The 18,990-nt window shown below is 34.4% G+C and carries 19 protein-coding genes; 5 read left to right on the top strand and 14 right to left on the bottom strand.

Annotated elements, in window-relative coordinates; all coding sequences use genetic code 11:
* Positions 1 to 10 precede the first annotated feature (10 nt).
* The 14 genes from atpF to rpmH all read right to left on the bottom strand — a co-directional run bounded on the left by atpF (position 11) and on the right by rpmH (position 11,336).
* Positions 11 to 481, bottom strand: coding sequence for a F0F1 ATP synthase subunit B (atpF, locus tag Q5N69_RS09640; RefSeq protein ID WP_304368689.1), 471 nt, complete (start codon positions 479 to 481; stop codon positions 11 to 13).
* A 47-nt stretch (positions 482 to 528) separates the two neighbouring features.
* Positions 529 to 750, bottom strand: a complete 222-nt coding sequence (gene atpE / locus Q5N69_RS09635) for a F0F1 ATP synthase subunit C (RefSeq protein WP_304368688.1) — start codon at positions 748 to 750, stop codon at positions 529 to 531.
* Positions 751 to 867: 117 nt separating this feature from the next.
* Positions 868 to 1,638, bottom strand: coding sequence for a F0F1 ATP synthase subunit A (gene atpB, locus Q5N69_RS09630; protein WP_304368686.1), 771 nt, complete (start codon positions 1,636 to 1,638; stop codon positions 868 to 870).
* A gap of 43 nt (positions 1,639 to 1,681) precedes the next feature.
* The gene (locus Q5N69_RS09625; protein ID WP_304368685.1) at positions 1,682 to 2,074 is read right to left on the bottom strand and encodes an ATP synthase subunit I; all 393 of its coding nucleotides are present in this window, start codon (positions 2,072 to 2,074) and stop codon (positions 1,682 to 1,684) included.
* 187 nt (positions 2,075 to 2,261) lie between these two features.
* On the bottom strand, positions 2,262 to 3,140 hold the full coding sequence (locus Q5N69_RS09620) for a ParB/RepB/Spo0J family partition protein (protein WP_304368684.1): 879 nt from the start codon (positions 3,138 to 3,140) through the stop codon (positions 2,262 to 2,264).
* A gap of 15 nt (positions 3,141 to 3,155) precedes the next feature.
* Positions 3,156 to 3,950 (bottom strand): ParA family protein, encoded by a 795-nt coding sequence (locus tag Q5N69_RS09615; RefSeq protein ID WP_304368683.1) that lies wholly within the window; start codon positions 3,948 to 3,950, stop codon positions 3,156 to 3,158.
* Between the two features lie 31 nt (positions 3,951 to 3,981).
* Positions 3,982 to 4,608 (bottom strand): 16S rRNA (guanine(527)-N(7))-methyltransferase RsmG, encoded by a 627-nt coding sequence (gene rsmG / locus Q5N69_RS09610; protein WP_304368682.1) that lies wholly within the window; start codon positions 4,606 to 4,608, stop codon positions 3,982 to 3,984.
* A 30-nt stretch (positions 4,609 to 4,638) separates the two neighbouring features.
* On the bottom strand, positions 4,639 to 6,528 hold the full coding sequence (gene mnmG / locus Q5N69_RS09605; RefSeq protein ID WP_304368681.1) for a tRNA uridine-5-carboxymethylaminomethyl(34) synthesis enzyme MnmG: 1,890 nt from the start codon (positions 6,526 to 6,528) through the stop codon (positions 4,639 to 4,641).
* Positions 6,529 to 6,940: 412 nt separating this feature from the next.
* On the bottom strand, positions 6,941 to 7,384 hold the full coding sequence (locus tag Q5N69_RS09600; RefSeq protein ID WP_304368680.1) for a flavodoxin domain-containing protein: 444 nt from the start codon (positions 7,382 to 7,384) through the stop codon (positions 6,941 to 6,943).
* Between the two features lie 42 nt (positions 7,385 to 7,426).
* Entirely contained in the window at positions 7,427 to 8,812 is a 1,386-nt protein-coding gene (mnmE, locus tag Q5N69_RS09595; RefSeq protein ID WP_304368679.1) for a tRNA uridine-5-carboxymethylaminomethyl(34) synthesis GTPase MnmE, read from the bottom strand.
* A gap of 133 nt (positions 8,813 to 8,945) precedes the next feature.
* On the bottom strand, positions 8,946 to 10,583 hold the full coding sequence (gene yidC, locus Q5N69_RS09590; RefSeq protein ID WP_304368678.1) for a membrane protein insertase YidC: 1,638 nt from the start codon (positions 10,581 to 10,583) through the stop codon (positions 8,946 to 8,948).
* 6 nt (positions 10,584 to 10,589) lie between these two features.
* Positions 10,590 to 10,838: a membrane protein insertion efficiency factor YidD gene (yidD, locus tag Q5N69_RS09585; protein ID WP_304368677.1), complete on the bottom strand. Its 249-nt coding sequence runs from the start codon at positions 10,836 to 10,838 to the stop codon at positions 10,590 to 10,592.
* On the bottom strand, positions 10,805 to 11,161 hold the full coding sequence (rnpA, locus tag Q5N69_RS09580; protein ID WP_304368676.1) for a ribonuclease P protein component: 357 nt from the start codon (positions 11,159 to 11,161) through the stop codon (positions 10,805 to 10,807). Before rnpA ends, yidD begins: the two co-directional genes overlap by 34 nt.
* Positions 11,162 to 11,201: 40 nt before the next feature.
* A complete protein-coding gene (gene rpmH, locus Q5N69_RS09575; protein WP_033080930.1) occupies positions 11,202 to 11,336 on the bottom strand; it encodes a 50S ribosomal protein L34 in 135 nt (44 codons plus the stop codon).
* Between the two features lie 460 nt (positions 11,337 to 11,796).
* Here rpmH and dnaA point away from each other — a divergent pair, with 460 nt between their 5' ends.
* The 5 genes from dnaA to glyQ all read left to right on the top strand — a co-directional run bounded on the left by dnaA (position 11,797) and on the right by glyQ (position 18,990).
* On the top strand, positions 11,797 to 13,155 hold the full coding sequence (dnaA, locus tag Q5N69_RS09570) for a chromosomal replication initiator protein DnaA (RefSeq protein WP_304368674.1): 1,359 nt from the start codon (positions 11,797 to 11,799) through the stop codon (positions 13,153 to 13,155).
* Positions 13,156 to 13,186: 31 nt separating this feature from the next.
* On the top strand, positions 13,187 to 14,290 hold the full coding sequence (gene dnaN / locus Q5N69_RS09565) for a DNA polymerase III subunit beta (RefSeq protein ID WP_304368672.1): 1,104 nt from the start codon (positions 13,187 to 13,189) through the stop codon (positions 14,288 to 14,290).
* 4 nt (positions 14,291 to 14,294) lie between these two features.
* Positions 14,295 to 15,383 (top strand): DNA replication/repair protein RecF, encoded by a 1,089-nt coding sequence (gene recF / locus Q5N69_RS09560; RefSeq protein WP_304368671.1) that lies wholly within the window; start codon positions 14,295 to 14,297, stop codon positions 15,381 to 15,383.
* 10 nt (positions 15,384 to 15,393) lie between these two features.
* Complete coding sequence (gyrB, locus tag Q5N69_RS09555) at positions 15,394 to 17,838, top strand: DNA topoisomerase (ATP-hydrolyzing) subunit B (RefSeq protein ID WP_304368670.1); 2,445 nt, start codon at positions 15,394 to 15,396, stop codon at positions 17,836 to 17,838.
* A gap of 228 nt (positions 17,839 to 18,066) precedes the next feature.
* On the top strand, positions 18,067 to 18,990 hold the full coding sequence (glyQ, locus tag Q5N69_RS09550) for a glycine--tRNA ligase subunit alpha (RefSeq protein ID WP_304368669.1): 924 nt from the start codon (positions 18,067 to 18,069) through the stop codon (positions 18,988 to 18,990).

Genomic DNA, 18,990 nt, shown 5'->3' with positions numbered 1-18,990 from the left:
TCTATCCCTCTTAAAGTTCAGCTACAAGTTTATCTAAAATGTCGCTATGTGCAGCGGCATCGATTGAACGCTCAAGAATTTTCTCTGCGCCAGCTACAGCTAAAACTGCAACCTGTTGACGTAGTTCTTCTTTTGCTTGATTACGTTCTGTTTCTATTTCTGCATGTCCTGCTGCTAAGATTTTTTCTTTCTCAGCTTGGGCTTTAACTGCAGCTTCTTCTACTAAAAGAACTTCACGCTTCTTCGCAGCTTCAATAATTTCAGCAGCTTGAGCTTTCGCTTCTTTTAGTTGTGCTGTGGCTTTCTCTTGAGCAAGCTCAAGTTCTTTCGCAGCACGATCTGAAGCAGCAAGTCCGTCAGCAATAGTTGCTTGACGTGCTTCTATAGCACCAATAAGTGGTGGCCATACAAACTTCATACAAAAAATTACAAATACGATAAATGCGATTAATTCACCAACTAAGGTCATATTAAGATTCATTTATGTATCTCCTATTTTAATTCGCGTAAAAAACAACTTAAAGAAAATTAAGCACCAACTGCGAATAATAGGTATAAGCCGATAGCAACACCGATCATTGCGATAGCATCAATAAGACCTGCTACGATGAACATTTTCACTTGAAGTTGTGGTGCTAATTCAGGTTGACGAGCTGCAGATTCCAAGAATTTGCCACCAAGTATACCAAAACCGATAGCAGTACCTAAAGCACCTAGACCGATTAGTAAAGCAACAGCGATATATAACATATTTATCTCCGATTATTTAAGTTAAAGTTTAAAGTTGAAATTTGTAATTTGTTTTACGGGCTTCCTGCCCTAAACCCTTCGGCCCGACTATTGTCGTTCTAACTCAGTCCCGAAGAGTTAGTGATCTTCATGCGCTAAACTTAAATAAAGAATAGTTAGCATCATAAAAATGAACGCTTGTAATGGGATAACCAATAAATGGAAAGCTGCCCATAAAAAGTGTACTGGCAATTGGAATAAACCAATTGTTGCAATAAGCAAGAATATTAACTCACCCGCATATAAGTTACCGAATAAACGTAACGCTAATGATAATGGACGAGCTAATAAGGTAACCATTTCAAGTACAAAGTTTACTGGGTATAAAGACCAGTGACCAAAAGGTTGGGTCGTTAATTCTTTAATGAATCCGCTAACACCTTTAACTTTAATTGAATAGTAAATGATAAGGAAAAACACGCCTAATGCTAAAGCAAAAGTCATATTTGGATCTGTAGTTGGTACGGCTTTCATATAATGAACACCAAACAACTCAAAAATACGAGGAATAAGGTCAACTGGCACCCAATCCATTGCGTTCATTAATAATACCCAAACAAAAATAGTTAATGCTAAAGGTGCAATAACTGGGTTTTTACCATGAAACGTACTTTTTACACTGTCATCTACAAATTCTACTACCATTTCTACTGCACATTGCAGTTTTCCTGGTACGCCGGTGTTTGCTTTTTTAGCAACCGAACGAAAAATGTAGAGGAAAACGATACCAAGAAATATTGACCATCCTAGCGTATCTATGTGAACAGCCCAAAAGCCTTCGCCCACTGTTAGATTTTGCAAATGATGTTTAATATATTCTTGGCTGGTTATTTCAGCACCTGAAGCCATATTAAATTACCCTAATGATTAAAGTTTAAAAAAACTATGCCAATTATTGTTTATTTATAATTGGTTGTAGCAACGGCATAACCATTACTAAACAAAACATGCCAAATAAAGGCAGCGGCTGTATCACTAAAAACTTAAAGGCTAGTGAAAATAAAATTGCCGTTAATACCATCTTTATTTTTACGCCACTAAAAAAGGAATCAACCACTTTTCTAGCTGATCTTGCACCAGCATATCTAAATGCTTTCAGTGCAAAAATTATATTAGGTATTATTCCAATTAAACCGCCTATTAATGCTGATTTAGCGGAACTTATATCCCATATAAAATAAATACCTAATGTGAAACATATTACAACAATACAAGTTATCAATATTTGCTTGAATGCTATTCGTAGTCCTATTTTAGATAGCTCATTTTCTGCAAAAAGGCTCACTAGAACTCCTACTAAAACATTCGTATTTCACATAAACATTTAAAGTAATTACTTTAAATGCCAAAAAGTCTGCGCAAGTATACTTAATTACTCTTTTATTGCAACAAAATAGGGCTTATCTAGCTCTATTATTGTGCAAAATATTTCATTTTTAATATTGCCTAGTTGTAAGGCACTATAAAAGTTTTCATTCCTTACCAAATTTTGCAATTATGCCATCAAGTTCTTCTAAGTTGGTATATGAAATAACAAGTTTTCCTTTGCCTTTTTTATTGTGGCTAATAGAGACTTGTGAACCAATTTTTTCTGACAAATTTTGTTCTAAAGATTGAGTATCAGGATCTATTTCTTTTACTTTCTCTTCTTTGGCCGGTTCTTGAAGCTTCTTAATTAAAGCTTCCGTTTCTCTAACAGTTAATTCTTTGGCAACCACAATTCTTGCTGTATTGTTTTGTTCTTCATCAGAGAGACCTAATAAAGCACGAGCATGGCCCATTTCAATATCACCGTGTTCTAGAAAAGTTTTCACTTCACTATTTAAATTATTTAAACGTAATAAGTTACTGACCGTTGTTCTTGATTTACCAACAACATCAGCAACTTCTTGGTGAGTAAGTTCAAATTCTATTAATAGTCTTTCTAATGCAATCGCTTCTTCCATTGCATTAAGATCTTCCCGTTGAATATTCTCAATCAATGCCATAGCAACAGCGGATTCATCTGGCACATCTTTAACTAAACAAGGAACTAAATCTAATCCTGCAAGTTGAGCAGCGCGCCAACGTCTTTCACCCGCTATAATTTCATATTCTTCGTTATCTGTTTGTCGAACTACAATTGGTTGGATAATACCTTGCGACTTAATTGAATTTGATAATTCAATTAGTGCGTCATTAGACATATCTTTACGTGGTTGATATTTACCAGGCTGTAATTGTTCAATGGGAAGTTTTTGAAGCTCACTTTGTTGTGAATCCGCTGAAGAATTGTCAGATGAGTCTTTAGGTACTGATGTTAAAAGGGCGTCTAGACCTCGGCCTAGTCCTCTGCGTTTAGTTGGACTCATAGTTTTCCTTGAATGTTAACTTGTTACGGTTTCTTTGTTAGCTTTCTTTTCATTTTTACGTAATATTTCGCCCGCTAATGCTAGATATGCTTTAGCACCTGTTGACGATTTATCGTAATACATTGCTGGTGAGCCAAAACTTGGAGCTTCAGCTAAACGAACGTTTCTTGGGATCACGGTTCTATAAACTTTATCGCCAAAATGACGTTTAAGCTGTTCCGATACATCATTCGCTAATCGATTTCTTGGATCATACATGGTACGAAGAATTCCTTCTATATGAAGGTTGCCATTAACTACAGAAGTAAGTTGTGAGATTGTATCCATTAATGCTGTTAGTCCTTCTAATGCATAATATTCACACTGCATAGGAACTAAAACTGAGTCAGCAGCAGTCATTGCATTAACGGTAAGCATGTTTAATGAAGGAGGGCAGTCAATAATAATGTATTCATAATCATTTTTAACTTTTGCTAATGCTCTTTTTAAACGTTGCTCCCTTGAATAAACTTCCATGAGCTTAATTTCAACAGCAGTTACGTCAGCATTTGCTGCTATAAGATGATAAAGACCTGTTGTTTCTGTAATAACAACTTCTTCGAAAGGTTTTTCATCTACAAGTAATTCGTAACATGTGGCAGGGGCATCATATTTATCGACACCACTTGCCATAGAAGCATTACCTTGAGGATCAAGATCGATAAGTAGTACTTTTCTTTTAGTTGCAGCCAAGGATGCAGCTAGATTCACTGAAGTTGTTGTTTTACCAACTCCACCTTTTTGATTAGCTACAGCAATTATTTTTCCCACAATTCCCTCGAATATTCTCGTTTACAATATTTTATTGTATTTTAACTAATTCAATTAAATGTCTTTCAGCATTTAACTGAGGAACAATTATAGTATGACTTTTTATCATTGTTACATTGCTAGGTAAATTGTCAATTTCGTCTGTTGGAAATTGTCCTTTTAATGCTAAGAACTTTCCATGATCTTTAGTGACTAAATGATCACACCAAGTAACCATATCATTAAGTGAAGAAAATGCTCTACTTAATACACCATCAAATGGTTTTTCAGGCTCGTACTTTTCAACTCGAGCTTGTACAGGTGTTACATTTTTAAGGGATAGTTGATAAGTAACTTGTTTAAGAAAGGTAATACGTTTACCTAAGCTATCTAATAAAACAAATTCTTTATCTGGATATGCGATAGCTAATGGAATACCTGGTAGTCCAGGTCCTGTTCCTACATCTATAAAATGTTGGCCTTCTAGAAGAGGGCCAATCATTAAGCTATCCATAATATGTTTTACAATCATATCTTGAGGATCACGAATAGATGTTAAGTTATAAGTTTTATTCCATTTATTTAGTAATTCTACATAATCAACAAGTAAAATTACTTGTTGATTAGTGAGCTGTAATTCGGTTTCTTTAAGTAGTGTATTTAATTTATCAGTTAACATGAGTAAATTACTGGCTCTTTTGATTAAAGATTAAGCTGATTTACGTAATAAACCATGCTTTTTAAGATAAACTAATAATAACGAAATTGCGGCAGGAGTAATACCTGAAATTCGCGATGCTTTACCAATAGTTTCAGGTCTAGTATCTGTTAGTTTTGCAATAACTTCATTTGATAAGCCTGATATTTGTGAAAAATCAAAATCATGTGGGATCAAAGTCAGCTCATGTTTTTTCTTTTTCGCTATTTCTTCTAACTGGCGATCAATATAGCCTGCATATTTTATTTGTATTTCTACTTGTTCAGCAGCTTGTACATCGTGTAATTTTGGTCCTAAGCTTTCAATACTCATTAGGTCATCATAAGTAACTTCTGGACGACGAATTAAATCTTCTAAGCTATTTTCTCTACTAATAGGCGTTTTCAATAGTGGGTTAATATCATTTACTGCTGCATGATCTTTATGGATCCATGTAGTTTTCAAACGCTGACGTTCTAACTCAACATTTTCCATTTTTTCATTAAAACGTTTCCAACGAGCCTCATCGACTAATCCAAGTTTGTAACCTTTTTCAGTTAAGCGGATATCAGCGTTATCTTCTCTAAGTAATAATCTGTATTCAGCACGAGAGGTAAACATTCTATAAGGTTCTTTAGTACCTAATGTTGCTAAGTCATCAATGAGTACACCCATGTATGCTTCATCACGACCTAAAATAAGTTCTTCTTTGCCTTGAACACGTGCTGCTGCATTGGTTGCTGCTATTAAGCCTTGAGCACCAGCTTCTTCATATCCTGTTGTTCCGTTTATTTGACCAGCAAAATATAAGTTATTAATAAATTTACTTTCAAGAGTTTGTTTTAAATCTCTAGGATCAAAGTAGTCATATTCAATAGCATAACCTGGTCTTGTAATGTGAGCATTTTCAAAACCTACAATTGATCTTACTAAGTCCATTTGTACATCAAATGGTAAACTTGTTGAAATACCATTAGGGTAAATTTCATGAGTTGTTAAACCTTCCGGCTCAACAAAGATTTGATGTGAGTCTTTATCAGCAAAACGATGGATCTTATCTTCGATAGATGGACAATATCTTGGTCCAATTCCTTCAATAACACCTGTGTACATTGGAGAACGATCTAAACCTCCACGAATGATGTCATGCGTTTTAATATTTGTATGTGTGATAAAACAAGAGATCTGCTCAGGATGTTGAGATCTATTTCCCATATATGAAAATACAGGTCTAGGATCGTCACCTGGTTGTTCTTGCATTACAGAAAAGTCTAAACTTCTAGCATCTAATCTTGGCGGTGTTCCTGTTTTTAAACGATCGATCCTAAATGGCATGTCTCTTAAGCTTTTAGCTAAGTTAACACTAGCAGGATCCCCTGCGCGACCACCTTGGTAATTATTTAAACCAATATGTATTTGGCCTGCTAAGAATGTTCCTACAGTTAAAACTACAGATTTAGCTTTAAACTTTAATCCCATTTGTGTTGAAACACCGACTACAACATCGTTTTCTAGAATAAGATCGTCACAAGGTTGTTGAAAAATAGTTAAGTTTTCATGGTTCTCTAAAGTGTTTCTAACAAAAGATTTATACAATAATCGATCTGCTTGAGCTCTAGTTGCTCTTACTGCTGGGCCTTTACTTGCGTTTAGAGTTCTAAATTGAATGGCAGCATGATCTGTCGCTGTAGCCATTAATCCACCTAAAGCATCAATTTCTTTAACAAGATGACCTTTGCCAATACCACCAATTGCTGGGTTACATGACATTTGTCCTAAAGTGTCAATATTATGAGTTAACAATAATGTCTTACAACCCATACGTGCAGCAGCTAAACAAGCTTCTGTTCCGGCGTGTCCACCACCAACAACAATCACGTCATAAGTTTCTTGATACCACATAAATTTTTTAACCTTTAGATTAATGATCTTTTTAAATTAGGGAGCGTATTTTAGCTTGTTTTTGAGAGGAGGGGAATGATCAAATACCGAAAAAGATCTTAGTATGATCCTCTTAAATATATACAAGATCTTTTTAAAGATCTTGTTGTTATTACTTATTAAGGATCCTTTTTTCTGTTGATAAGTACTTTTATAGATTTAATTTCAATTACTTAGACTACTATAAAGCTTGTTTACAACCTTGGATCATTTAACTTTAAACCTATGATCAAAAGCGCCTGTTATCCACAAGGAGAATAAGTTTTATTTATATACACTGAATAATAATAAGAAAATAATAGCTTGATCACAGAGTTATACACATTACATGTTTTATTTTGGTAAATCTGTGAATAACTTCTTAGTAAGATCATTACAATAGATCTTTATTTTCAGTGATCCAGCATTGAGCTAGATCTTCTGGATCTATATCTTGTGACATATCCAATAGATTTATTGTTGTTATTATTTTGCAACCTTTTGAATTTAATAGTTTATCTATGTTTTTAGCAGCTAAACAATAAGTATCATAATTACGATCACCGATCCCTATGATCATATAATTAATACTTGTTAGATCCTGTGAGCTGTTTTCAAGATCTAAAACAAAATTTTGGATATTATCTGGGTAATCTCCAGCTCCATGAGTTGATGTGCAAATGAGCCAATTTGTGTTTTTATTTTCTATTTCTTCAAAATTAGGTGTTAAATGCAACTGAGTTTGATGCCCTAAAGCGTTTAATTGTTCTTCACAAGCTTCAGCTACGTACTCAGTTCCACCTAACATACTGCCAACAATAATTTGATATGTACTCATATTTATCTCATAAATGGGGTTAAATAATACGGATTTTTAGCTTTATTTACCGATACAAAACGATGAAAATATCTCAGTTAATAAGTCATCATTAGTAAATTCACCTGTTATTTGGTTCAACTCTTCTTGGCAAAATCTGAGTTCTTCAGCAAGTATTTCACCTGCTACATAAGATTCTAGTTGTTCTAAGCCTATTTCTAAGTGGTTATGAGCTTTTTCTAATGCTGACAAATGTCTACGACGAGCCATAAAGCCACCTTCAGTGCTTCCCTGATAGCCCATAATCTCTTTTAAATGTTCTTTTAGTACAGAAACACCATCACCATTTTTAGCTGATAATGTTATGGTAGGTGTATTATTTGGCTTTGAGTATCCTGTTTGAGCTTTACTAATATCTGCTTTATTGCGAATAACGGTTAAGCCTATTTTTTCAGGTAATTTAGCAAAAAATTCTGGCCATTGCTGTTTAGGATCCTCATCAATATTTAGTGATGAATCTACCATAAGTAATACACGATCAGCTTGGTTAATTTCATTCCACGCACGCTCAATACCTATTTGTTCTACTTTATCTGTGCTTTCTCGTAGTCCAGCGGTATCAATAATATGCAATGGCATACCATCAATATGGATTTGCTCTGATAGCACGTCGCGGGTTGTACCTGCTATATCTGTTACTATTGCGCTTTCTTTACCACTAAGGGAGTTGAGTAGGCTTGATTTACCAGCATTAGGTCTACCTGCAATAACAACACGCATACCTTCTCTAATAATGGCTCCTTGTTGCGCTTGTTTACGGACATCAATTACTTGGGTAATAATGCTTTTAAGCTTATCTACAACTTTTTTATCTGCGAGAAAATCAATCTCTTCTTCTGGAAAGTCTATTGCAGCTTCTACATACATTCTTAAATGAATTGTATCTTCAACAAGTTGATTAATAAGTTTAGAGAAGTCACCTTGAAGGGAATTAAGTGCACACTTTGCAGCTTGCTCTGAGCTTGAATTGATTAAATCGGCAATAGCTTCTGCTTGTGTTAAATCGAGTTTATCGTTTAAAAATGCTTGTTCACTGAATTCACCAGGATTTGCCATTCTAACTTTAGGTAAGGATAAAATTTCTTTGAGTAACATATCTAAAATTACAGGGCCGCCGTGTCCTTGAAATTCAATAATATCTTCACCAGTAAATGAATTAGGACCTTTAAAATACAGCGCTATACCTTGATCTAAAGTTTCACCCTTTAAGTTTTTAAAAGGAAGATATTCAGCTTTTCTTAGTTCAGGTAATTTACCTAAAATAGCGTTGGCTACATTTTGTACTTCTGGACCTGATACTCTGATAATGCCAACCCCACCTCTACCTGGTGCGGTAGCTTGTGCGGCGATAGTTTCTTTAGATGTATTAGAAAAGCTAAGCTCTGTCATTGTTTATCTCAGTTGAATCGATTTAATTTTCAACTTCATTATAAACGTAGAATGCTTTTGATGAAATGAGAGGATTTTTTTATAGGTATAAAAAAAGGTGGCCTGAGCCACCTTTGTTGTATTGCGTTATTTATTACGCTTGTTGTGCTTTCTTTTTCTCTATGCCTGAAAATATAATTTTCATTTGTGCGATAGATATTAAGTTACTTACTAACCAGTAAAGTACAAGGCCTGAAGGGAACCAAAAGAAGAATACAGTAAATGCTACTGGCATATATTGCATTATTTTTTGTTGCATCGGATCTTGAACTGTCATTGGCTGCATTTTCTGCATAACAAACATACTTACACCCATTAAAATAGGTAGTATGTAGAATGGGTCTTGTGCTGATAAATCTTGGATCCATAACATAAATGGCGCATGACGCAATTCAACACTTTCTAAAAATACCCAGTATAACGCTAAGAAAATTGGCATTTGTACAAGAAGAGGTAAACAACCACCAGCAGGGTTTACTTTTTCTTTACGGTACATTTCCATTGTCGCTTGTGACATCTTCTGTCTGTCGTCACCAAAGCGTTCTTTAAGTTGTGCCATCTTAGGCGCTAATGCACGCATTTTTGCCATAGAGGTATATTGCGCTTTAGTTAATGGGTACATACCGCCTTTTACAATTAAAGTAATAACAATAATTGCTAATCCCCAGTTAGAAACGAGAGATTGTATTTTAATAAGCAACCAGAATAATGGTTGGCTTATCATTGATAAAAATCCGTAATCAATAGTCAAGCCTAAATGAGGTGCTATAGATTCTAGTAATACTTGATCCTTCGGTCCTACATAAAAAATAGCCGATGTAACGGCTTCAGTATTGGGTTGTACACTAAGAACTGGTGCTTTAAAGCCTATTACTGCATCTTGATTTATATAAGAGCTATAAAATTGATTTGAATCATCTTGATGTGGAACCCATGAAGAAACAAAGTAATGTTCTAACATAGCTACCCAACCACCCATAGTTGAAATATTTAACTTAGTTTCTGAAATATCATCAAAGCTATATTTTTCATATCTATCATCATCAGTTGAATAAGCAGCTCCGCGATACGTTGGCATAAGTGCTGAACCGCTTTCTACTAGTGTTGATTGTTTAAGTTGACCATACATTTGAACACTAGCCATAGTCGCAGTGTTGTTTTTAACAATGTATTCTATATTAATACTATAGCTCGACTTATTAAATGTGAAACGCTTAGTTACCGCTAAACCATCTTCAGTTACAAAATCTAAATCAACAGTTAATGATTCGTTATCTGCTAAGTCATATTGCTTTGCTGAAGTTTTGTAAATTGGGCGACCAGCTATTAAACGGTCTATACCTTGCTCACCAATTAAGCCACTTTGTGCTACATATTTTTTAGGGCCATTTTGCATTACTGTAAATGGAATGCCATTACCTTGTTCGGTATCAAATTTTAATAATTTTGCATCAACAATATCACCACCACGAGTATCAATTTGTAATGCTAATACATCAGTATTAACTGATATAAGTTGCTTAACAGGACTCGTTGACTCTTGAACAATAGTATTATTTGAAGAAGACTCTGGAATATATTCGCCATTAGCATTTTGAATAGTATTCGTTGGTACTTGTTCTGATTGTTCAATTACTATTGGTGCAGGGGCATTTGATTTTTGCCATTCACTAAATAATAAATAGGTTACAACCAGTAGCGCAATGAACAGAAAACTGCGTTGAGATTCCATAATGACTTATTTCTCTTTTTTTGATGGTGGCACGGGATCAGATCCTCCCGCATTAAGTGGATGGCATTTTAGTATACGTTTGCTCGCTAACCAACAACCTTTTAACACACCGAAGCGATTAATTGCTTCAATAGCATAAAAAGAGCAAGTTGGATTGAATCTACAATTGTTACCTAGTAGAGGGCTGAGCAAGCGTTGGTAAGCTTTTATAAAAAAAATAGCTATGTTTTGTGGCGTTGAATTATTTTTCGCCATATTTTTTCTAATTGCTGATTAATTTGGGTGTTGTCTAGTTTATCAGTACCCGATTTCACCATAACGACAATATCTATATGGGGGAGGTCATGCTGATTTAAACGAAAACTTTCTCTAATCAATCTTTTAATTCTGTTTCGTTGAACAGCAAGTTTCACTCGTTTTTTAGCTATTGCTAAACCCAAGCGATTATTATTATCTGGATTTTGAGAAACAAGAATTGTGATGTGACTAGAACCAAATCTAATTGGCTTAGTAAAGACTGATTGAAATTGACCGGGAGTCAACAAACGTGACTCCCGATTAAATTCATAAGTAACCATGGTAGTTACTCGAACTCTATTTGATAAATCAAGATAGAGATTATGCGCTTAAGCTTGCACGGCCTTTAGCACGACGACGTGCTATAACTGCACGACCGTTCTTAGTTGCCATACGAGCACGAAAGCCGTGGTTGCGTTTACGCTTTAATACACTAGGTTGAAATGTTCTTTTCATTACGCTAATCCGTCGGTTGTTGTTGCCCTGGCAAGTCGCCTTAAAATGAGCACACTGGTCTAAAAAAGAGGCAGAATTATATACACAATAATTATAGGCGTCAACATCAACTCAATGTATTTTTTCAAAGGATCGTTGGTGATCTTTACTAAAAAGGTTTAAGTATCCACAGTTTCATCACATTTTGAATAATTGTTCCAAATATTTTGTTAAATATACCTCTAATATCTTTATCTATTTAATATAAATATTATATTGTTATTAAAATTAAATGTTATATTAAATAATAGGTTAGGTGTAATTAGATGATATTTATTATATTATCGTAAATGTCAATATTGATGTTGTGGATAAGTACGTAGATAATGCTATTTATAGATATTAATTTTAGTTAGTTTCCTGTCATATATTTTGTTCTTTTAATTTAGAATAAATAAAACTGACATCTTAGGAGTTTTGGTTGGATCAATCACATTGGCAACGTTGTCTGTCTATCTTACAAGAAGAGTTGCCTGCCCAACAATTTAGTATGTGGATTCGTCCATTACAGTGCGTTATCGACGATAATATTGTTACTTTATTTGCACCAAACAGATTTGTTTTAGATTGGGTTAGAGATAAATATTTAAATCGTTTAACTGAACTTGTTTCTTTGAACGATCCTGCAAACCCGCCTATGCTGCGTTTTGATGTGGGTAGCATCCCTACAACTAGTTCTGTAAAAGTACCTAGTAAAGTACCTGCAGCAGAAGAAAGTACAGTAAAGAAAGCCAAAACCCCAGCTGATACAAATTTACCTAAAACTGCTAATGTACGTAATAAATATACTTTCGATAACTTTGTTGAAGGTAAATCTAATCAATTAGCAAGAGCTGCAGCTTCACAGGTTGCTGATAATCCAGGTACTGCATATAACCCTTTATTTATTTATGGTGGTACTGGTTTAGGTAAAACCCATTTATTACATGCAGTAGGAAATGGTATTTTAGCTAATAAGCCAGATGCTAAAATTGCTTATATGCATTCAGAACGCTTTGTTCAAGATATGGTGCGAGCTTTACAAAATAATGAAATGGAAAAGTTTAAACAATATTATCGTTCTGTTGATGCTCTGCTAATTGATGATATTCAATTTTTTGTTGGAAAGGATCGCACTCAAGAAGAATTTTTCCATACCTTTAATGCTTTACTAGAAGGTAACCAACAAATCATTTTAACGAGTGATCGTTACCCTAAAGAAGTCGATGTAGAAGATCGTCTAAAATCTCGCTTTGGTTGGGGCCTTACAATAGCCATTGAACCTCCAGAATTAGAAACTCGTGTAGCTATATTAAAACGCAAAGCACAAGAAAGTAATATTAATCTCGCTGACGAAGTTGCATTCTTTATTGCTAAACGTTTACGTTCAAATGTACGTGAACTTGAAGGCGCTTTAAACCGTGTTGTAGCTAATGCTAATTTTACCGGCCGTGCTATCACTATAGATTTTGTTAGAGAAGCGCTACGTGATTTACTTGCACTTCAGGATAAACTTGTCACAATTGACAACATACAAAAAACCGTAGCTGAATATTACAAAATAAAAGTATCGGATCTGTTATCTAAAAGGCGTAATCGCTCTGTCGCACGACCAAGACAAATTGCAATGGCGCTTTCTAAAGAACTTACTAACCATAGCTTACCTGAAATAGGGGATGCATTTGGTGGTAGAGATCACACAACAGTTCTGCATGCTTGTCGTAAAGTTAAATCTTTGAGAGAAGAAACACACGACATTAAAGAAGATTATTCAAACTTAATAAGAACACTTTCATCTTAATCAGTCAGTTTAAATTTTTATAGGTATAAAAATGAAGTTTTCAATAAATAGGGAATTACTTTTAAAACCATTATTACTTGTTTCTGGTGCTGTTGAAAGAAAGAGTACTCTACCAATACTTAGTAATGTACTTTTAGAAGTTAGTGGGCAATCACTTACTTTAACAGCCACTGATTTAGAGCTTGAAATGGTTTCTTATGCTCAAATTGACAATCATGCTGAAGATTCTGAAGTAACCATTCCAGCACGTAAACTTCTGGATATTTGTAAAAGCTTACCTGACGATTCTATTTTAGAATTTGAACTAGAAAATGACGTAATTAAAATTTCTACAGGTAGAAGTAAATATTCTCTTTCTACTTTATCAGCTGACGATTTTCCTAATATTGAAGAATGGAAAGGTGATGTTGAGTTTCAATTATTAAAGTCTGAATTTTTAAGATTAATTGAAAGTACTCATTTCTCAATGGCAAATCAAGATGTACGTTATTATTTAAACGGGATGTCTATTGAAACTGAGGGAAATGAAATTCGTTCAGTTGCTACTGATGGACATCGTTTAGCAATATGTAAAATATCTAACGAGTCTTTATCGCTTCCAACAAGACAAGTTATTGTGCCTCGTAAAGGTATACTTGAAATAATTCGCTTACTTGATCCTATAGAAGAAACTGTAAAAGTATTTTTAGGATCAAATCATATCCGAATTATCGATACCGAATTTTCTTTTACAAGTAAGTTAGTTGATGGTCGTTTTCCTGACTACCGAAGAGTTCTTCCTCGTAATGGTGATAAAATATTATTAACAAGTCGCGAACAAATGCGCCAAGTATTATCGCGCGCTGCAATTTTATCTAACGAAAAGTTTAGAGGTGTACGTTTAAACTTTTCTGCTAGCGAGTTAAAAATTACAGCAAACAATCCTGAGCAAGAACAAGCTGAAGAAGTGATTGAAATTGAATTTCCGTTTGAAGATGTAGAAGTTGGCTTTAACGTAAGTTATGTATTAGATGTACTTAATGCTATTAAAGATACTAACGTTAAATTCACTTTAGCTGATGCAAACAGTAGTGTGGTTATTGAAGGTGCAGATACTGGCGAAGCTACTTATGTTGTTATGCCTATGCGTTTGTAATTAAATGAGTGTAGCTCGATTAATTACACAGAATTTTCGAAACATAGAACAAGCTAAAATAGATTTACATCCACAACTAAATTTTTTAGTTGGTGATAATGGAAGTGGTAAAAGTAGTTTCTTAGAAGCTATTTTTTTTCTAGGGCATGGAAAGTCATTTCGCACCTCTAAGATTGAAAACTTAGTTTCACATGAACAATCTAGTTTTGTTGTAAGCATAAAAGATGATTTAGACGCTCAGATAGGTATCTCGAAAAATTTTACTTCTAATCAAACAGAAATAAAAATTAATGGAGAGCGTCATACCAAACTTTCTGAACTTGCTAAAAATATAGCGGTTCAAATAATTACACCCGAAAGCTTTAAGTTGTTTTTTGGTGGGCCAAAAGAACGCAGACGTTTTGTAGATTTAGGATTGTTTCACGTGGAACAATCATTTTCTAGAGAATGGAAAGATTTTAATCGTATCTTAAAACAAAGAAATGCTTACTTAAGATCTGGTATAAATATAGAAGGGATAAAATATTGGGATGAAGTTTTTTGTGTTCACTCTAATAATGTATCTGAATTAAGAATTAAATATATTACTAGTTTTAAAGAAGAGTTTTTACATTGGGCTAAATTACTACTGCCTAATATTTTTGAGGATATTCAAATACAATATTCTCAGGGGTGGAAACAAAACACAAAATTAGAAGATATTTTACAAAATAATAGATCAAGAGAAGTGCTACTAGGTTACACAATTTCAGGCACGCATAAATTTGATTTACGATTTATTATGAACAAACAGCCTTTAGAAAATCAACTTTCAAGAGGGCAACAGAAGTTGTTTTTACTCGCTTTAACTTTTGCACAAGCTAAGCTAATTGAAAAAGTAAAACGAGTAAAACCAATTTTATTGATTGATGATGTTGGAGCAGAACTTGATTCAAACTCTAGAACTGTTTTAAATGACGCTATTAATCAGTTAAATTGTCAGGTAATTATTACCGCAATTGATAAAGTCGCTGTGGAACCTTTGATTCCAAATGACCATGATTACAAAATGTTTCACGTGAAACATGGTAAAATTTTTGAAATGAGTGAATAGGCTAAAAGCTATGACAATAGAAAATGAATATGATTCGGCCAGTATAAAAGTACTAAAAGGTCTTGATGCAGTACGTAAAAGACCAGGTATGTATATAGGTGATACAGATGATGGGTCTGGATTACATCATATGGTATTTGAAGTATTAGATAACTCAATTGATGAAGCATTAGCTGGTCATTGTAGTGAAATCGTCGTTAGAATTCACTTAGACGGCTCTGTATCTGTTAGAGATAATGGTCGTGGTATCCCAACTGAAATTCACCCTGAAGAAGGTGTGTCAGCAGCAGAAGTTATTATGACAGTACTTCATGCTGGTGGTAAATTTGGTGGAGAAGACTCAGGTTATAAAGTTTCTGGTGGTTTACATGGTGTTGGTATTTCAGTTGTAAATGCTTTAAGTGACAAATTAAAGCTAAATATCAGACGTGGTGGCAAACTATATGAACAAATATATTTGTCAGGCGAACCAGAAGCACCATTAGCAGAAATTGGCGAAAGTGATAAAACAGGGACAGAAGTAAGATTCTGGCCAAGTTCTAAAACATTCTCTGATGTATTATTTCATTACGACTTATTAGTTAAGCGTATTCGTGAACTTTCTTTCTTAAACTCAGGTGTTTCAATTAGATTAGTTGATGACAGAGAAGAAGGAAAAGAAGATCACTTCCATTTTGAAGGTGGTATTCAAGCATTTGTTGATTATTTAAATACAAATAAAACACCAGTAAATGAAGAAATATTCTACTTTGATTTAGCAAAAGATGATGGAATTATTGTAGAAGTTGCAATGCAATGGAATGATGGCTTCCAAGAAAATATTCATTGTTTTACTAATAACATCCCTCAAAAAGATGGTGGTACACATCTAAGTGGTTTTAGAACTGCATTAACCAGAACTTTAAATAGTTATATGGTTAAAGAAGGTTTAAATAAAACTAAGAAAGGTGGTAGTACAGAAACTAACGCTTCAGGTGATGATGCTCGTGAAGGTTTAACCGCTGTAATATCAGTTAAAGTTCCAGATCCAAAATTCTCATCTCAAACTAAAGACAAACTAGTGTCATCAGAAGTAAAAACTGCTGTTGAACAAGCTATGGGTGAGAAGCTAGGAGAGTATTTACTAGAGAAACCAACGGTTGCTCGTACAATTATTATGAAGATAGTTGATGCAGCAAGAGCTCGTGAAGCGGCGCGTAAAGCTCGTGAAATGACAAGACGTAAAGGTGCTTTAGATATTGCAGGTTTACCTGGTAAATTAGCAGATTGCCAAGAAAAAGATCCAGCTCTTTCTGAACTATATATAGTGGAAGGGGACTCTGCTGGCGGATCGGCCAAGCAGGGACGAAACAGAAAAAACCAAGCAATATTACCATTGAAAGGTAAAATCTTAAACGTAGAAAAAGCACGTTTTGATAAGATGATATCTTCACAAGAAGTTGGAACTTTAATTACAGCTTTAGGTTGTGGTATTGGTAGAGATGAATACGATCCAGAAAAACTAAGATATCACAGTATCATTATAATGACCGATGCTGATGTCGATGGTTCTCACATCCGTACATTATTGCTAACATTCTTCTATCGTCAAATGCCTGAAATTATGGAACGAGGTTATATCTATATCGCTCAACCACCTTTATATAAAGTTAAAAAAGGTAAGCAAGAAAGATACATTAAAGATGATGATGGTTTAACTGAGTACTTAACAACATTAGCATTAGATAATGCAGAATTACATGTTAATGAATCTGCGCCAGCTATATCAGGTGTTGCTTTAGAGAGTTTAGTAAATCAATACAGAAAAACGATGGAGACGATTAAAACGCTTTCTAGACAGATACCAGCTGATATCTTAGAGAAGATGATTTACTCAAAACCTATCGCTAAAGAAGATTTTAATAATGAAGCTTTAGTTGATGCATGGACTGCTGACTTAATTAAACAGTTAGATGATCAAGACGGTAATGGTTCTATTTATTCTGTAGTAGTTAAACAAGATAAAGAAAGAAAAGTATTTTACCCAAGCTTTATTGTTCGTAAACATGGTATTGATACAGAATATAACTGTAGTTATGAATTTATCGAATCTAACGAGTTTAAATCTATCGTAGCTTTAAATACGGCAATTAACGGACTTATCGAAGAAGGTGGGTATGTTAAACGTGGTGAGAAGATTAAACCAGTAGCTGAGTTTGAAGAAGCTTTAACTTGGTTGATGGCAGAATCAAAACGTGGTCAATACATACAACGCTATAAAGGGTTGGGTGAAATGAACCCTGATCAGTTGTGGGAAACAACCATGGATCCAGCAACACGTAGAATGCTTCGAGTAACTATTGAAGATGCTATTGCTGCAGATCAATTGTTTACTACCTTAATGGGGGATCATGTTGAACCAAGAAGAAACTTTATTGAAGAAAATGCACTTAAAGTAGCTAATTTAGATATATAGTTATCATATAGTTCTTTAAATTCAATAAGATAAAGCCATTCTAGCTACTAGGATGGCTTTTTTATTACTATAAATGAAATTTGATGTCCGGGTGAACAAATTAAGAGCATATTTGAGTGTTAAAAAATAATATGTAAAAAATACAATACAGACCTAGGCTAACAAAAGCACAATGCGTATAATTGCTCACAAAATAGAAACTTATACACTATTTAAAATTGGATATTCATGAGTACGTTTAATATAAAAACATTTCAAGGTTTAATCTTACAATTACAAGATTATTGGGCAAGACAGGGTTGTGTAATTATTCAACCTTTAGATCTAGAAGTAGGTGCTGGTACTTTCCACCCTATGACTTTCTTACGAGCTATTGGTCCAGAGCCAATGAGTAGCGCGTATGTGCAACCTTGTAGACGTCCTACTGATGGTCGTTATGGTGAAAATCCAAATAGACTTCAACATTACTACCAATTTCAAGTGATGTTGAAACCATCGCCAAAGAATATTCAAGAACTATATTTAAATTCTTTAAAAGAGTTAGGTATAGATCCATTAGTACACGATATAAGATTTGTAGAAGATAACTGGGAATCGCCAACATTAGGTGCTTGGGGACTAGGTTGGGAAATCTGGTTAAACGGTATGGAAATAACTCAATTTACCTATTTCCAACAAGTAGGCGGATTAGAGTGTGCACCAGTGACAGGTGAAATCACTTACGGCTTAGAGCGTTTAGCTATGTACATTCAAAATGTTGATAGTATTTATGACCTAGTATGGACTGATGGTCCTATGGGTAAAGTATTATACGGTGACATCTTCCATCAAAATGAAGTTGAGCAATCAACGTATAACTTTGAACATGCAGATGTAGATGCGTTATTTAAACAATTTGATCAGTGTGAACTTGAAAGCCAACGTTTAAATGAAGCGAATTTACCTTTACCAGCTTATGAGCAAGTAATGAAAGCATCACATGCATTTAACTTATTAGATGCTCGTCATGCCATTTCAGTAACTGAAAGACAACGTTATATTCTACGTGTTAGAGCCTTATCAAAAGCGTGTGCAGAATCTTATTATGCTAAACGTGAAGAACTCGGTTTTCCACTTTGCAATAACAAAACATCAGAAGTGGGACAGGAGTAA

Source organism: Pseudocolwellia sp. AS88, from assembly GCF_030551755.1.
In the GTDB taxonomy this organism is placed as follows: domain Bacteria; phylum Pseudomonadota; class Gammaproteobacteria; order Enterobacterales; family Alteromonadaceae; genus Pseudocolwellia.
Note: the sequence above shows the minus strand (reverse complement) of the source record. Positions and strands in the feature narration are given on the sequence as shown.

Bases quoted from the DNA above. Each gene is read 5' to 3' on its own strand.
- rsmG (WP_304368682.1), bottom strand. From the start codon at position 4,608: ATGTTAACTGATAAATTAAATACACTACTTAAAGAAACCGAATTACAG.
- Q5N69_RS09600 (WP_304368680.1), bottom strand. From the start codon at position 7,384: ATGAGTACATATCAAATTATTGTTGGCAGTATGTTAGGTGGAACTGAG.
- mnmE (WP_304368679.1), bottom strand. From the start codon at position 8,812: ATGACAGAGCTTAGCTTTTCTAATACATCTAAAGAAACTATCGCCGCA.
- rpmH (WP_033080930.1), bottom strand. From the start codon at position 11,336: ATGAAAAGAACATTTCAACCTAGTGTATTAAAGCGTAAACGCAACCAC.
- Q5N69_RS09620 (WP_304368684.1), bottom strand. From the start codon at position 3,140: ATGAGTCCAACTAAACGCAGAGGACTAGGCCGAGGTCTAGACGCCCTT.
- gyrB (WP_304368670.1), top strand. From the start codon at position 15,394: ATGACAATAGAAAATGAATATGATTCGGCCAGTATAAAAGTACTAAAA.
- atpF (WP_304368689.1), bottom strand. From the start codon at position 481: ATGAATCTTAATATGACCTTAGTTGGTGAATTAATCGCATTTATCGTA.
- atpB (WP_304368686.1), bottom strand. From the start codon at position 1,638: ATGGCTTCAGGTGCTGAAATAACCAGCCAAGAATATATTAAACATCAT.
- mnmG (WP_304368681.1), bottom strand. From the start codon at position 6,528: ATGTGGTATCAAGAAACTTATGACGTGATTGTTGTTGGTGGTGGACAC.
- glyQ (WP_304368669.1), top strand. From the start codon at position 18,067: ATGAGTACGTTTAATATAAAAACATTTCAAGGTTTAATCTTACAATTA.
- yidC (WP_304368678.1), bottom strand. From the start codon at position 10,583: ATGGAATCTCAACGCAGTTTTCTGTTCATTGCGCTACTGGTTGTAACC.
- atpE (WP_304368688.1), bottom strand. From the start codon at position 750: ATGTTATATATCGCTGTTGCTTTACTAATCGGTCTAGGTGCTTTAGGT.
- dnaN (WP_304368672.1), top strand. From the start codon at position 13,187: ATGAAGTTTTCAATAAATAGGGAATTACTTTTAAAACCATTATTACTT.
- recF (WP_304368671.1), top strand. From the start codon at position 14,295: ATGAGTGTAGCTCGATTAATTACACAGAATTTTCGAAACATAGAACAA.
- rnpA (WP_304368676.1), bottom strand. From the start codon at position 11,161: ATGGTTACTTATGAATTTAATCGGGAGTCACGTTTGTTGACTCCCGGT.
- yidD (WP_304368677.1), bottom strand. From the start codon at position 10,838: ATGGCGAAAAATAATTCAACGCCACAAAACATAGCTATTTTTTTTATA.